At 52.6% G+C, this 15,164-nt stretch carries 15 protein-coding genes and 1 pseudogene; 9 read left to right on the forward strand and 7 right to left on the reverse strand.

Going from position 1 to position 15,164, the window contains the following annotated elements; translation table 11 throughout:
- Window positions 1–351 precede the first annotated feature (351 nt).
- The gene (locus NO877_RS18875) at window positions 352–789 is read left to right on the forward strand and encodes a TRAM domain-containing protein (RefSeq protein WP_256397851.1); all 438 of its coding nucleotides are present in this window, start codon (window positions 352–354) and stop codon (window positions 787–789) included.
- Window positions 790–871: 82 nt separating this feature from the next.
- On the opposite strand, the gene NO877_RS18880 is transcribed toward NO877_RS18875, so the two are convergent.
- Window positions 872–1,129 carry a hypothetical protein gene (locus NO877_RS18880; RefSeq protein WP_256397852.1) on the reverse strand — a complete coding sequence of 86 codons (258 nt, stop codon included), beginning with the start codon at window positions 1,127–1,129 and terminating at the stop codon, window positions 872–874.
- Between the two features lie 454 nt (window positions 1,130–1,583).
- On the opposite strand from NO877_RS18880, the gene NO877_RS18885 reads away from it, so the two are divergent.
- On the forward strand, window positions 1,584–2,201 hold the full coding sequence (locus NO877_RS18885; RefSeq protein ID WP_256397853.1) for a tyrosine-type recombinase/integrase: 618 nt from the start codon (window positions 1,584–1,586) through the stop codon (window positions 2,199–2,201).
- A pseudogene (locus NO877_RS18890) lies at window positions 2,198–2,616 on the forward strand (DUF8161 domain-containing protein). The gene NO877_RS18885 and the pseudogene NO877_RS18890 overlap by 4 nt, the downstream one beginning before the upstream one ends.
- Window positions 2,617–2,807: 191 nt before the next feature.
- Here NO877_RS18890 and NO877_RS18895 read toward each other — a convergent pair.
- A complete protein-coding gene (locus NO877_RS18895; protein WP_379827696.1) occupies window positions 2,808–3,209 on the reverse strand; it encodes a hypothetical protein in 402 nt (133 codons plus the stop codon).
- Window positions 3,206–3,484 (reverse strand): AbrB/MazE/SpoVT family DNA-binding domain-containing protein, encoded by a 279-nt coding sequence (locus NO877_RS18900; RefSeq protein ID WP_256397855.1) that lies wholly within the window; start codon window positions 3,482–3,484, stop codon window positions 3,206–3,208. Before NO877_RS18900 ends, NO877_RS18895 begins: the two co-directional genes overlap by 4 nt.
- A 261-nt stretch (window positions 3,485–3,745) precedes the next feature.
- On the opposite strand from NO877_RS18900, the gene NO877_RS18905 reads away from it, so the two are divergent.
- Window positions 3,746–4,279: an Rrf2 family transcriptional regulator gene (locus NO877_RS18905; RefSeq protein ID WP_256397856.1), complete on the forward strand. Its 534-nt coding sequence runs from the start codon at window positions 3,746–3,748 to the stop codon at window positions 4,277–4,279.
- 233 nt (window positions 4,280–4,512) lie between these two features.
- On the opposite strand, the gene NO877_RS18910 is transcribed toward NO877_RS18905, so the two are convergent.
- Window positions 4,513–4,923, reverse strand: coding sequence for a DUF1269 domain-containing protein (locus NO877_RS18910; protein ID WP_256397857.1), 411 nt, complete (start codon window positions 4,921–4,923; stop codon window positions 4,513–4,515).
- Between the two features lie 140 nt (window positions 4,924–5,063).
- On the opposite strand from NO877_RS18910, the gene NO877_RS18915 reads away from it, so the two are divergent.
- The 4 genes from NO877_RS18915 to NO877_RS18930 all read left to right on the forward strand — a co-directional run bounded on the left by NO877_RS18915 (window position 5,064) and on the right by NO877_RS18930 (window position 9,169).
- On the forward strand, window positions 5,064–5,687 hold the full coding sequence (locus NO877_RS18915; RefSeq protein ID WP_379827704.1) for a GAP family protein: 624 nt from the start codon (window positions 5,064–5,066) through the stop codon (window positions 5,685–5,687).
- Between the two features lie 343 nt (window positions 5,688–6,030).
- Window positions 6,031–6,495, forward strand: coding sequence for a hypothetical protein (locus NO877_RS18920; protein ID WP_256397858.1), 465 nt, complete (start codon window positions 6,031–6,033; stop codon window positions 6,493–6,495).
- A gap of 403 nt (window positions 6,496–6,898) precedes the next feature.
- Window positions 6,899–8,164 (forward strand): Cdc6/Cdc18 family protein, encoded by a 1,266-nt coding sequence (locus NO877_RS18925; protein WP_256397859.1) that lies wholly within the window; start codon window positions 6,899–6,901, stop codon window positions 8,162–8,164.
- Between the two features lie 435 nt (window positions 8,165–8,599).
- Window positions 8,600–9,169, forward strand: coding sequence for an oxidoreductase (locus NO877_RS18930; RefSeq protein ID WP_256397863.1), 570 nt, complete (start codon window positions 8,600–8,602; stop codon window positions 9,167–9,169).
- Between the two features lie 311 nt (window positions 9,170–9,480).
- Here NO877_RS18930 and NO877_RS18935 read toward each other — a convergent pair whose 3' ends face one another.
- Both NO877_RS18935 and NO877_RS18940 read right to left on the reverse strand, forming a co-directional pair.
- Window positions 9,481–10,608 (reverse strand): hypothetical protein, encoded by a 1,128-nt coding sequence (locus tag NO877_RS18935; RefSeq protein WP_256397860.1) that lies wholly within the window; start codon window positions 10,606–10,608, stop codon window positions 9,481–9,483.
- A 3-nt stretch (window positions 10,609–10,611) separates the two neighbouring features.
- Window positions 10,612–11,709 carry a hypothetical protein gene (locus NO877_RS18940; RefSeq protein WP_256397861.1) on the reverse strand — a complete coding sequence of 366 codons (1,098 nt, stop codon included), beginning with the start codon at window positions 11,707–11,709 and terminating at the stop codon, window positions 10,612–10,614.
- 497 nt (window positions 11,710–12,206) lie between these two features.
- Between NO877_RS18940 and NO877_RS19990 the strand changes: the two genes are divergently transcribed.
- A complete protein-coding gene (locus NO877_RS19990; protein WP_379827700.1) occupies window positions 12,207–12,875 on the forward strand; it encodes a tyrosine-type recombinase/integrase in 669 nt (222 codons plus the stop codon).
- 49 nt (window positions 12,876–12,924) lie between these two features.
- On the opposite strand, the gene NO877_RS18945 is transcribed toward NO877_RS19990, so the two are convergent.
- Window positions 12,925–15,164 (reverse strand): Eco57I restriction-modification methylase domain-containing protein (locus tag NO877_RS18945; RefSeq protein ID WP_425492974.1); only part of this gene is annotated, 2,240 nt, incomplete at its 5' end.

Genomic DNA, 15,164 nt, shown 5'->3' on the forward strand with positions numbered 1-15,164 from the left:
TTCCACTTTGTGTAGGTTTCAAGGGTTTTGAGGTACATTTTGTATGAACTAATTAGTGAGTTCACTACGTAACAGATGACAGTAGCATGAATAATTATGGGCCTTTATTATGTGTTGGGGTCTCACAGAAAGATATGAAGTTGCCACAACTCAGCACGTTGTTTAGAGGTCGTCGGGACCAGACTTACCTGGAGTGCCGGAGATGTGGGTCGGAGGTAGAGTCTGGAACGACAGTGTGTCCGGTATGTGAGCACCGGTCTGTTGCTGAATACGTTGTGAGTTGATCCGGGAGATTGCGTCTCTCGACAGTCTCAAGTTTCTCGTTATCTCAGTGCTCACTAAGAGCTCTCAATGGATATCTCCGAAGAACTCACCTGTCTGTTTACAGCTGAAGTTGAAGAACACGGCCAATCGTACGTTCTTGAAGTACCCAAACAGGAAGTTGATGTTGGCTACGTCGACCCTACTGAAGATTACCAAGTTGCACTCGTCGGAACCTCTGAGAAGCCTTCACAACCAAGTTCCTCTGAATCGAGTAATGACCGCGATCACCAACCGGAGGCCGATCAGCCACCCGTAAGCAAGGGCGAAACTCGGGTTGTCGGGATCTCTGAGTTAGGAGATCAGGGAGATGGTCTTGCTCGTGTGGAGCGTGGATTCATCGTAATCGTCCCTGAGACCGAGAAAGGACAGCGGGTTCGGATTCAAATCGAAACGGTCCGAGAGACAGTTGCGTTTGGACACGTGATCGAACATCTCGATAGAGCCGACTCTGCGGCTTCAAATTAGAACATCGAGCAGTAATCTTCCTAGGAGACACAGCGCTCCGTATTCAAACAGGACTTTCTATACCCTATGCCACCTGGTTCGGTTACTCCGATTCTGACTCGTGAAATTCAGTGACGAACAGCTGCCCGTCGACTTCGTAGAGCCAGCCGTGGTCAAGTAGATAACTCAGGGCGTGGTCGATATCGGCATCTCTAAGATCTGGATTGGCCTCAGCGATGAGGTCAGTAGCCTGTTGATGTGTAACGGAGTCTTGATCCGACTGGTTGCAGAGATACCGCTCAAGAGGGAAGTACGTATCTTCGATCCATCCTGGGAGCGATGGGTGGCCTTCTGGTGGCATTTCTGAAATTTGGTATGGGATACTTCTCCCAGCCACTTAAGCGGGCGATTAGAATATTCTGGGCTACTCTCTCCTGGACGCCGGGGGCAGGTAGCAGCTACGGAGAACCATTCTTTTCTCAATCCTGTCTGCAAGACTGCGAGCGCCGAACTTTTTCCGCCTCGGGTTCGCTCCGCGAACCGCTCGGCGCAAAAACTTCGATGAAAAAAGCCGAGGGCTCGGCCGTTGGCCTCGCCCTCGGAGAACCGCGCTCACTACGTTCGCGCGGATGCTGGTGACAGACTCGGACTCTAAGTATAGCAATCTGCTTAGTTGATCGATTCATGATTCTCTTGTATTTCCCTTCTGTTCTCCTTCTCTCGGTGATTGCTTCACCGAACTTTGGAGTCTATTCACAGACTCCAAAGTTAAGTGGCTGTAGACAAAGGATAGTATATAAAGAGAGCTTGACCAAATGGCTCAAAATCTAGATTCCAAAGTTCGCGCAAAAGTGTGGCTCACTCCCGACCAGGTCGACGATCTCCGTTCGGCGTGTTACTCGACTGGTGCCGACTATCTACAGCAGCGCAATGAGGCGATCATCGCCCTCATGTACGATACGGGCCTTCGGGTCGGCGAATTGGTCGCAGTCGACGTAGATATGCTCAGGGAGGGCAACAGCGCCCTGTATCTACCGACAGAGATCCAGAAGGACTACCCGAACGACAATGAACCCGCACCGGCGACGTTGGAGCTGGCCTCAGACGTTACACGGTTGCTGTCGTCGTACCTGAATAGCAGGTGGAAGGACTCGCCAGCGCTGTTCCCCTCGCGGTCGAGCGACCGGATCACTACTCAGGGCGTTCGGGATGCGATCTCGAAGGTCGCCGAGAAGGCGGGCGTCGAGCCGTACCTCCTCAACGGCACCCGTGGCGAGTCGGGTGACGTGACGCCCCATGCACTCCGCCATAGTGTCGCGTATCGGATGATGAACGCCGAGGAGGGTAACACACTGTACGATGTGCGGAACCGACTGCGACACCGAAGCATCCAGACCACTGAGCAAGTGTATGATCACATTATCAGAGTATGACTGACGACAACGATATCGACCCGGAGAACCCCCGTCCTTCGGGTCATTACCCCCGGTTCAGGGACAACGAATGGCACTACGTCCCCGACGAACTTGCCCAGACAATCACGTTGGGTCCTGGAGGCGACGGCGAGGAGGGGCAAGATTGGATACTGACGTACTGCCCGGAGAAACGAGATCCAGAGGATCGGGAGAAAGTTCTCGTCCGGCTGACGCCTCGTTCGCTCCACGAGCTCTACATCGAGGTGAAGGATCTCGATGTCGAGACCCGACAGATGGGGCACCGCGCCGAGTGCGATCTCTGCGGGGAGATGGTCGACCTCGACGAGCCATCCCGAACGCTCGCGGTGAGGCGTGCCACAAGCGTTGTTGGGCCGAATATACCGGTGCGCCCGACTGGTTTACTGAGTATTGAGTGCTACGAGGTTTCCAGTCTCTCTCCTACCGCCTGTAGTGTGACGGGAGTTGCGTGCAGTCTGTGTCCAGCACAAGCGGGTGAATTACAACCTCAGTATATCATTCTCTCGATAGTCGATACAGCGGCTTATCGGCTAAGGTAGTGCGGAGAAGAGATCCCCCTCGGCTGCCGTAGCAACCGAAATTAATTCATCGCCAGACAGTGGCTTCATTACCGAATTCTTTATCTTTCGTAAGGATCGCCTCAGTGCCTCGTACTCGGTGGTTCGCTATTATTAGGGCATCGTGCAGCGAGTGGTGGTCGATTAAACTCCCATATACTGCGAGATCTTGCTCGTTGGCCGGTGATACCTGAATGGGGCCGTCATTCACCAATCCACGCAAAACAGCGTTCGGGGTTGTCTCAACTTCAACACCAGCAATTTTTCCTTTCTTAGCTGCTGTCCAGATCGCCTCACTCACCGCTACTGTCGGTGCTTCGATCACGTCGATGCCCTGTTCGGCCCGCGCGAATATTTCGTCAGCAGCAGGCGGGAGTTGATCGACGAGGTATCGTGCCATCGCCACGCCGTCGGCAGTATACCGGGTCACGGCTGCCACTCAGTCCGCCGCATTTCGCGTATATCGGCTTCCATTTCCTCAGCCATCTCTTCACGCTTTTCATCGGTGACGGTATCATCGACGAGCATCCCACGACCTGCTGACCGGGTTGCCTTCCTAACCCGTATCCCGTCTCCGGTTTTTTCCCAGTGGATTTTGTCACCCTCTTCAAGGCCAAATTCGTCTCGGAGCGGCTTCGGAATCGTGACCTGCCCCTTCCGAGTTATTCGGGTTATCTTATTCTCATTATCGTCCTCAGTGCTCATACATAGTACTACGTCGTGTAGTACTAAGAGCTATCGCCCGAAAAGCTCGTGAAATCAGGTGTGTTTGCGCAGCCATCACGATCGTGTTCTCACCAACGTAGCAGACGATAGACTGCCTTATTCACTGGATTGAACAGATGCGGTATGGCTTCTGCTATCGTCTCCGATCCGAGCTTACTCGGATTGTATAACAACTCGATTTGCCGTATGGTAACTTTATTTATCACCGGGTTTATACACGGTCGATTATTGATATAATTTATGTCGTCAATTGAACTCACACCGAGTCAGAAGTCAATACTTACCGTACTCACAAACCTCCACCGTCAGGCAGAAGACACTGTTAAAGGCGAACAGATCGCCGAGGAGGTGAATCGCAACCCTGGAACGATCCGCAACCAGATGCAGAGCCTAAAGGCCCTCCAGTTGGTTGAGGGTGTCCCCGGCCCGAAAGGCGGATACAAACCAACCGCCAACGCTTACGAGGCGCTGGATGTCGACCAGATGGACGAAGCCGCCGCAGTGCCGCTGGTCCATAACGACGAACTAGTCGACAATGCCAACGTTGAGAGCATCGACCTTTCGAGCGTTCACCATCCGGAACTCTGCCGCGCCGAGATTCACTTACAGGGATCAGTACGCGATTTCCACGAAGGCGACGAGATAATCGTCGGCCCGACGCCGCTGTCAAAACTCCGAATCACGGGGACCTTAGATGCCAGAGACGACTCTAACAACATCCTCATCTTGCAAATTGACGATATGCTCGCACCTGCTGAAGAGCCAGCACATTAATCTATATGATGTAGTACCCGGTGCTACACGGTGTTTGTATAATTAGTAATCAGTTTGTGCGGCCACTGGATAATATATCGACACCGGTCGATTCCGTGCAGTATCCTGTAAATCTAAATCGGCTCAATCGGTTTACCATATAACTCGATCACTGCTGTTATGGTGCTGTTTATTCTTATCCTGCCACACGTTCACGACGATTTTGAAAAGGGCCAGCTATGGGTTCGGTGCAGTTAGGCGCGCAGGCCGTCGGCGGCGAACTCCTCGCGAAGTTTTTCTTCGTCTTCAGTCGAGAGATTCGTCTCCAGGAGCCGGGGATCGTACGGTTCGAGCTCCTCGATGACCCGTTCGGTCTGGGCGTCGGTCGCCAGCATGAATAGTGCGGACTCGCCGGGGTCGATCTCCTCGCCGACCTCCTTGATGAAGTCGTCATCGATGCCGATGTCGGCGAACTTCCCGCCGAGGGCACCCGCACCGACGAGACTCTGGGCCTGTTTGACGTCAGTTTTGCCCTGCTCGTTGCGGACGACCACGGCGGCGTCTTCCATCTGGATCAGTCCCTGTTTCTGTAGCTCGAAGAGCTTGTCACGCACTTCGAGCGCATCGTTCTCGTTGTCGAATGCCAGAACGATGAGTTTCTTCATTGGGGCCTCCACTCCGAGGTTCCACGGGCTGTGAAAAGTGGTTTTTCGCGGCTGGCTCTGAGTGTCTCTCAGGATGTTCTATCCAAACAGATTCGCGGGCCTGACAAAGGTTTAGGACCTGCTATGCACAGGATACTCCTATCGCTCCGAGTTTGCTCGAAGTCCTGCCGCTGGTGGTGGTCATGGTCGCCGGACCCCAGATCTTGAGCGCGATCTTTCTGGCGACCAGCCAGCAGTGGCGGCGCAACTCCACGGCGTTCGTCGCCGGGGCGGGACTCTCGATCACGCTCGTCATCACCGTCGCCTACATCCTCGGCATCGGCACGGTCGGACAGGGCGGGTCGAACACCACGCTCAGCGTGATCATCCTGGTCGTCTTGCTTGCTGCGATGATCGACACCTATCGAACGAGGGAGGAGGCCGAGCCACCCGAATGGATGGGCAAACTCGAAACCGCCAGCCCGCGATTTTCCTTCCGACTCGGCTTTCTCCTGCTTGGATTTTTCCCGACCGACGTTCTCACCTCAATCACTGTCGGCTCCTATCTCGCCGCGACCGGGGCTCGGTGGGTCGAAGCCCTTCCGTTCGTGTTTCTCACGCTTTTCGTTTTGGCACTCCCCGCGCTCGTCCTGCTGGCGTTCGGCGAGCGCGCCGAGACGTTCCTCCCGAAAACCCGGTCCTGGATGGAGACCAACTCCTGGATCGTCAACGAGGTCGTGATCGTCTTCTTTATCGGCCTCTCGCTGTCGAATCTTCTGGGCTAATTTCGACTTCCGAGATAATCCGTCGGCCGTGAAGCGACAGTTAATATCGCTGACAGTGTACTACCTGATTGATCATAAAGATTCAGTACCTCACAAAGCATCGCCAGCTAACTCGATCTGAATCACTGATTTTGTCCTGATGAGTCTTCACGAACGGTTGAACGACACTGATCGAAGAAAAAGATCCGAGACCGATAGGGATCAAATTAAACGATGAGATCTCTGCGACCCTCATTGGGTCGGTCCTCAAACTCACCCCTAAACCGATCTCAAAATTGGAGACCGCAACAACCGACCGAAATACGTGGAAGAACACCACACCAACTGATGCCGGAGAGTACACATGAGCAACCAGTCGACGTCTATCCCGACTGACGACAAACTCGCTGTCGTCGAGAATCGACTCAAGACAGCCAGCCGGGAGTTCGCTGCAGCTATCGAACAGTCGACCGGGCTCCGATCCACCGACCACCCACAGTACATTCTCGAAAACACCCACGCCGAGCTACTCGATACCTACCGTGAGCTGGTGAACACGCTCGATATAGTCGAACGGGCCATCGACGACCTCGATGACCACGCAACGACGCCATGGCGGCTCAAAAAAGACCACGCCAACCGACTCGCCGAGACCTACGACGATCCCGTTCGGCTGGTCACCATTCAGTTGCTCGAAGCCAATCGCCGGAAGTGGTTGCACGCCAAAACCGAGACGAACGGTGCCCAGCAGGTCGAACGGCACGGACTCACGGCGAACCAGCGGGAGTGGTTGAATGAGATCCGCGACGGTTACGAACCGGACGAATAGCACACCACGCTTCCGCTGTAATGCTTACCAGTCGACCAGCCGATTGGTTCTGTTTCTAACACCGGGAGACGGGGGTGCGTCCGACAACGTAGTCAAAAGTGAAGCGTCGGTGCTGTCGGCGGTACCCAACAGCCTACAGCTACCACTACAGCACGTATTTTATTCCCACTACGGATGTGGTTGTACAGCATCTGTGTTAATTGTTTCCACACACAACGACTCTCGTACAGCCCGCCACACTCTTTTGTCCGTCTTGTCGGACGCACCCCCCTCCCTCCCCTAGGAACCAATTGAGTCGAGCACCGAGTCGACAGGCTGTTATCGGACGCACCCCCGTCAGCATGGACAGCCAGTCTTGCCGGACATGGGGGTTTTATGTAGCCCTACAATACAGAATACGTGTATGAAGGCGTTTGGGGATGACGACACGATCTTCGAAGATATCGACGTGTTGAATCCCAACGAGCAGACCTACCAGCCGACCGACCTCCCTGAACGGGCTGACGAACTCGATCAGATTCATTCGTCGCTTCGACCGGCGACGATGGGCTCGACACCGCTGAATGTGCTTGTCTACGGTCAATCAGGACAAGGCAAGACGGTGAGTATCATGCTCAAAACGACGCAACTCCAAGAGTACGCCGACGAGGTCGACATGGATCTCACCGTGGTCGACGTCCCGTGCAAAGGCGTGGATAACTCCTATCACGCACTGACCCACTTGTACAAGGAACTCCGAGAAAAGCAGTTAGGACCGGGCGAGGAGCTTCCGAGCGGCTATCAAAAGAAGGCGTTGCTGAATATGGTCCTCGAAGAACTCGAATCGATTGGTGGCACGATTATCATTGTCCTCGATGAGATCGACGCCATCGGCGACGACGACTATATTCTCTACGAGCTGCCGCGGTCGAATCCTGAAGGCGTTCGGCTCTCGATCATCGGTATCACGAACGATCTCCAGTTCCGCGAGAATCTCGACGGCGACGTGCGGTCGAGTCTCGGCGAGGATGAGGTGAAGTTCGACCCCTACGACGCCAACCAACTCCGCAATATCTTAGCGCGGCGTGCCGAGGGCGCACTCCGTGATACACACTTCCGAGATGGGGTTCGGGACTACGAGCATTTAGAAAGCGACGTTGTTTCAGACGACGCCCTGCCGCTGGCGGCTGCACTCGGTGCACAGGACACTGGAGACGCCCGTGAGGCTATTCGGCTGTTCTTTCGGGCCGCGAGGTTTGCCGACGACAACGGCGAGCTAGAAATCACCGAACACCACGTCCGGGATGCGCGTGATTTCCTCGAACAGAAAGCCATCGAAAGCGGGATTCAGACACTCCCTCAGCAAAAGATGATGGCGTTGATGAGTACGGCATGGCACGTCTCGAAGGGCGAACAGTCGACTGCCACCACGCCGATCTACACCCAGTACAAGAAGATGTGCGAGGTCGAAGACGTAACACCACTGTCGAACCGTCGGTTTCGAGATCGGCTCAACGATCTATCCGACTCGAATATCCTCACCAAGACACAGGGCCGTGGGCGTGGGAAACAAAATCGGTATGGACTGGCCGTCGATGTGGAGACTGTCGTCGAGAATCTCCCACAGAAAAACGAACGCCATGGCGAGGTCGCCGAGTTGCTTCGGAAGCAGGTCGAAAAGCATCGGTGAGGCCGTCTGTTCTCACTAACCAAATTTGGGAGGTTTAATTCAAACTTTTTTGGAGTATTTGGTTAGTGAGAGCAAGGCGAGAACACACGAAAACTGGTGTGTGCCAGTTGCGATAGCGGCTCTTAGACACTCAAAATCGGGTGATTTACACTTTGAACATGGGGTGTGGGTAGACCGCAGATATCTCGTGAAAACAGGAGTGTGGTCAACGGTCTACCGAACCCTGCTAATTGCTAAACTCGAAGTTTTTGTTGTCCACTACTATCGGACAGAGTTCATCAGCCAGTGTTCTTGCCGCATCCGGGTCTAACTCTGTGATCCGGTGGAAATCGCTTGTCTCAACCGATTGCTCTCGACTTCTAGTCTCTTTTGCGTGGTTTTCGAGAATTGTATTCACTTCGGAGATCGCGCTCTCCGTGAGCCGGTAGTAGCCAGATTTCCCATTTTCGTCTCCATGAGTTCGTCGACCCGCTGGTCAACGACCGTGACGACGAGTACGGCGGTTCGCCGGCGAACCGCGCGCGATTCCCCGCCGAGGTCACGGCGGCGATCGACGAGGCGACGCCCGATGAGTTTGTCATCGGGGTGCGCACCTCGCAGGCGGCAGTCACCGACGAGCAGCGGGTTTGGCCCGACGGCGAGAAGACTGCCGCCGTGCTGTTCGACGCGCTCTCGGAGGCCGGTGCCAGCCACGTTCACGTCACTGGTGGCGATGCGACCGCCCCGGAAGTGCCAGACGCCGACCGCACGCTCGCCAAACTGGCGATTGAGCATGTCGACGACGATGTCGCCGTGATTGCCAATGGGAGTCTTGGGAACCCGGAGAACGCGCGGACGGCACTAGTGGATGGCTCCGATCTAATCACGCTCGGTACCGGGGCACTCGCCAACCACGATTGGCCCAATCGGGTCCGAGCGGGCGAACCGCTCGACGATCTGGACCCAAGTATCATCTTCCAGCCTGACGCCTCACTGAGCGACGCCGAGGTCCCCGGAGACGATTGACGACGAAACGATGATTCATAAGTATTGACTTGCGAGACACGCGCTCGTAGTCTCGTACAACCAGGTTTAATCGGTTTACCGTATAACTCGATCACCCAGAACTTGGAGTACTGGGTGAAAGACACCCCGCTATCGATCTCTATTTAGCGATTTGCTACTGAGGCGATTAAACCCTAGAAGTAGTGTTAGTGACTCGTGGATCTCTACCGACGATATTGGGACAATCAGTACATACCCACGCTCGACTTTCGTGATACACCTCACCCGGATTATCGACAGAGACCGAGCCGGAATTCTCTACCGAGGAGTAGTTACGACGACTCGTCTTCCGATTCATCCGTTGGAAAGCCCACACCGAATTCGTTAAGCTGTTTCTGTCTGCCCAACTCAGCAGTAATTCGCTCTTCGCATTCTCTCCGGAGGTTATCTTTCATATCCTCTATTCGCCAACCAACCCACTTATCCTCGAGAACCTGCTCAAGGTCATCCTTGGCCGTATAGTTCGACACCAACTTCAAATCAGCACGTTCGTCATCCCATTCAGAGAGGAAATTAATGCGTTTACCCGCCTCAATCAGGTTGTCAACGATGGACGTCACCCGTTCCTCAGGGTAGTTCAGTGAACTGCTCGAGACGTATGATTCAATATCTGCACGATCAACACAAGGATGCCGTCCTTCAACTCGACGTGCCTGTACTACGACTCGGAGTTGATCGACAATAATTGCGGTTGGTAAAACATCTGCCTGACCAAAACTCGTGGTAACTCGGTCTAGCTCTCCGTTCAACGCAGACATATCGTGCGTATGTCGGCGGTCTAGTTCCTGAAGCATCGCATCCGGATCGTCAGCCTCCAAGTTATCCGGGAAAGACGTTGGGCGGGCTTGGCGAATCCACAGCTCATCGTGGTGGGCGTCTACGACCCAAGTAATGAACCCAGCCCCCTCCTCAGTAATGGCCTTCGCGATTTTGTCGCCGTGATTGACGTACGTAGAAACAACGAACTCCATATGATCGATCTCGCTTCCAAGGTATTCCTCTTCGATGTGTTCTTTGTGGTCTTCTGCAATCTCTTTGCGCTCCTCTAGTTGATTCACCACAGTATCGGCACTCGCCGGGACCGAAGACTTGGCCTCACCGAAAATCACTTTTCCATTTAAATCCCACAATAGGAAATCGAAATTCGGAACGCCGAGTTCCTCAAGCGGTTCGGCAGTGAAGAACTTGTAGCCAGCCGGTCGCCCCTGTACGAACGGGAAAATGGAGTAACTGATGAGCTTTCGGTGTTGTCGTTGAACATTGATTTCCTCACGCAGGGTTTCTATCTTGGACTGCTCAGGGAATCCTTCGAGCTTATGTTCGACACACTTGCCGTAGAGGCCACGATACTTCGTTTCTTGACCCTCTGGCACCGATTCAGGAGGGTCAACACTCGTCATGGGTTAGGCTGCTGACTGAGACTCGTATAGTCGCATTTCGGCGCCACCATCTAACAGCTGTATCACACCTATATAGAATTCAACGAGAGACGGGAACGAGCAGTCGTGTTTCGGCACGATACGCATCGACTCTTCCGTGGCACTCACATTGAATAGGGAGCCTCGGTTCTCGTCAGTAACCTGGGCAGAGAAGTCGAGCGATCCAGCCTGCTTAGTGACATCAGTGAAGCTAAAATTCAGGTCATCACTGTTCTTTGTGCCCTTGATGAAGTTCTCAGCCTGCATCAACGACACTTTCTGATCAAAATCTATCTCACCAGAACTCACCTCCGGCACTTGCACTTTCAAGTTTCCCGGCACCACCTCCCGCTTCTCGAATTTAATCTGATTTGCTACATCCAGCAGCTCAAGCACATTTACCACGACCTCGCTCAGCAGGTCAAACAGGATATTGAAGCTCTCTTTGTTGACTGTTTCGAGCGTGAATTTGCCGGACGTGTCGATTCGAATGGAGACGTTCTCGTGCTCGTACTGAATCCGGGTCGGGACAACACCATACTCGTCACGGAATTCATCCAGTCGATCCCGACCATCAGTGCCCTTGTACTCGATTTCACGGTCAACGTCCGGTCGCGTTCGAGCGTCAGCAAGGCTTGGCACTCGCTGTGATTTAAATTCGGAAATCTGCATATCGTCGTAGGTGCTAAGGACGATCTCATTCATTGTCTGGAAGTCCTTAGTCATAATCGGCATCGGTGACAAACTATCGCTGTGCTCAGAAACCGGACGTAGTGCCTGCCGAATCGCTTCTTCAGTTTCGGCAGTTAACACCATCTGAAGATCGTCTTTGTACTGGCCAACGTAGAATTTGGCCGGCTGCTCCGCACCCTTTCTGTTCCTGTACTCACCGACAAACTTCGTGATATCGCCGAGTTCCTCGGTCTCGTAGTGGTCGTCGAGGTAGTCGTGCCAGCCGTCGTCAGAGAGGTAGAGAAAGGATTTGATGCGCTGACCGTGGTATCCGTTGAGGACACGCTCTGGCGAGTCGAAAATCACTCGACAGAACTCCTTGAGATCATATTGTCCTTCTGGGATGTGCATTAGGTACCTCCGGCAGCGTTACTTGCTGATTATCATACACCAGACCATATATTAGTTCCCCATTCGTAGCGAAGCGGGATTTCGGTGTCTGGTGGTCGATCGTAGACCCGTGTCAGAGTTGATTATATATAATCCATTCTGGTCTCATTCAAATTATTCTTCGGTGCTGGGACCGATGAGGGTTGATGTTCGACTTCCTGAAAACGTACGAGACAGTCTAGAATAGCATACCGACATCCGCAGCGATGTGAGGTTGGCCAACGAGTGGGGGCCGTCGTAAATCGGGACAGGCCACATTCACCACTTTGACTGTGTCGTAGATCTAGGCCCCGACCGTTATTGCCGTCCGAGTCAAGTTCGGGCTAGGCGATTCCGACTGACCGAGTAGATCGTTATTACCACCGAATAAGCCGATACCGATACTTGTTGACTGATATTCAACCATTGTGAGACCATTTACGGGCATTCTAAGCGAGTTTATTGTGGTCATTCCATAGATGGCACCAACACGCGAAAAGTCACTCAGCGAACGCGAATTCGAATTGTTATTGGAAGGGGCAGGACGGATTGACGATCCCACTCATCGACTTGAATCACGGGCTGCGATTCTAATTGGAGGTCGTCTTGGATTGAGACCTGGTGAGACTACACATCTGAGTTCATCATGGATCGATCAAGAGCGACAGATGATTTGTATCCCTGAACACCACGAATGTACGAAAGGACGAGACGGTGATCTCTGTGGCTATTGCCGTCAAGCAATCGAACAACGGTTACGGCATAATCCAGATTCTGAATTCAAAGATTTTGCAGATCTATACTGGCTTCCAAAAACTGAAGCGGCTGCTCGAACGGTACCATTCCATTTCTCGTATCGGGTGCGGGTTGCAATTGATCTTCTAATCACGGAACACGGTGGCTGGCCATACTCATTCTCAACTTTACAACGAAGGCTAAATACTGCTCTTGATCTCGCGCCACAGCTTTCCAGTAACGCAACGTCCCTACACGGACTTCGAGCGACGGCCGCCTCCTATCACGCCAGCAGAGGATTAGACTTAGCAGCACTCCGTGCAATGTTCGGTTGGGAAGACATCACTACAGCTCGCCAATATCTCAATGTGGATGGTGCGATGACTCGCCGAGCATTAAATGACATCCATTAATTATTAATGTTGGTGTGAAATACGAGAAAGAATTTCAGGTCAGTAGCGTCTACGGTTGTGGTCCGGCTTGTTCAAGTATATCATATTTTTCAGAGACTAAGTCGAAGTACTCCTCGTCCATTAGCTTCGGCTTTTCAACCCGATGGAAGTCATTAAGAATGAATTGCACGTCACGGCGTTCTAAACCGTACGCGTGGAATGCGGCTGCATCGATCTCAGCCTGCAATTCTCGTCGATTCTGCTGATCTGTCGCCGGATCGACCCCACCTAAGCGGTCACGCATATCCTCAAACGCGTCGCCATAACAATTCAGTCGTGCCGCACGGTCCGAAATATACTGGAACCAGTCGTCACCCGCAGTAAGACGAGGCATCTGAGATTCCAGCAACTCCCTCTTGATGATGTGTGTCTCGACCTTTGTTCGCATCAAGAAATCAAAAGCGATACTATTCAACAGTCCAGTGGCAGCAAACAGTTCATCATCTGTAAAGCGGCGAGTGTATGACGAACGAAGGGGAGACTCTGAGAGATGAGCCTCTTTCGGCTTTATTGCGAACGGCTTGAATAAATTAATCGTATGGAGACAGATCACCTCTTTTGGAAGAACTGTGGCAATGATTGTTCGTTCATCTCGTGCCCGAGAAACATCTCGAATACCGATCCGATATTCACTACAATCAAGTAGTACGTCTTCCTCTTCAAGTCCATGTCCACGATGCTCTTCGAGGAGTTCATCCACAAATTGGACCTGTGATTGACTCGTTTCTGGGCCTCCGAAGGCGTCGTATATCGCCCGCTTGAGGTGGCCACGGTTGAAGTTCTTTTCACGGACACGGTACTGTGCGCTATTCGGTGGGTCGTATAGTCCTCGGCTCCAATATCTAGACCCTTCTATACTCTCTGTGTGGCTGTTGTCGTGTTCAAATTGATGGATATTCCGTCCACCAAGTATACGATAATCAGCATCATCTGGTGAATCTTGGAGTCGATCTTTGTCTGTCGATTCAACGAATTCTTTCGTTAACATATCTACAGACCATGTATTTTCGAGGTTCTCGTCTAATGAGGGTTGAGTGACTACCCTGCTTAGAATATCTGCTTCTACCTGAGAGGTAATTGATGGAAAAATACGGCCCTCTGGTGAGTAATCAGTAAGTACCTCACGTGGTATTTCTGCGGCTACTTCTTTGATATTATATACTACACCCATATCTCGCTGATTGTAAATTCCTCGAAGGTGAGTGGTTTCTCCACCGTATTGGAATGTGAGAATAGCAAAACGGTACTGCCGGTGGATCTGTTCAAAAATCCCCTTATTTTCGAATCCGATTAGGTTCTCCACATCTGTATGATCCAATAAGTGCATCCGGAGGTCCTTACCCATGACTCCGCCGAAAATCGTACCCGGGAGCAGGAGGCTGACCATCACACCATCCCGTGAGAGCCGGAAGACACGTTCTAAAAAGAGAGCAGACAGTTCATTCTTTGTCGGCATGGTCTGCCCACCAACTACCGGTGACTGGAGTCGGTAGGTGTTCCCTTGGGTGAAGAAATTCGCCTGAGTTTCCATCGAGTCTTGATATGCCTCCCACTCCCGTTCAATCTCTGGGTCCGAGAGTAGGTCTTCCATCACTTCGTCTTTCTCCGCAGAGGGGTATGTTCGGAATTGTTCGTCATACCTGATGAAAAAGTCGTCACGGTTAGCATACAACATATCCCACGGTGGATTACCGATGAACACGTCGAACCCACCTTGCTCGAATACGTCCGCGAATTCCAATGGCCAATGAAAGGGTGACCACTCGCGGATCTCATTGATATTAATGTCATCGAAGCCTGCGTCTTGAAATTCCCCGCGGAGAATATCATCAAATTTCCCACGGTGTTTTTCTATCCGATCTTCGGCTTTTTTCCGCCACTTCAGTGCCTCGGCACTCGTCTCAGCACTTTTGTGTTTCCTGATTGCATCCTCGACATCCTCGAAGCGGGCTTTACGCTCCCAAGCACCGAGTTCGCTATCTCCTTCATCATTGGTCTCAACTTCTGTATCCAGCTGACCAATAAGCGAGTTCCCTTGTCGAATATTAAAATCGATGTTCGGCAGTGGCTCTACTTCATTGGGCTCATCCTCGATATCAGCGACCATCGACAGCCAAAGCCGGAGCTTACAGATCTCGACCGCCCCTTGATCAATATCTACCCCGTAGAGATTATTCAGAATGACAGTCCGCTTCGCGTATAGCGATGCTCCACCTTGTCCTTCGTTGATGTCTTCTAATTCATCTCGTG

Source organism: Halohasta litorea (assembly GCF_024494645.1).
GTDB lineage: Archaea > Halobacteriota > Halobacteria > Halobacteriales > Haloferacaceae > Halohasta > Halohasta litorea.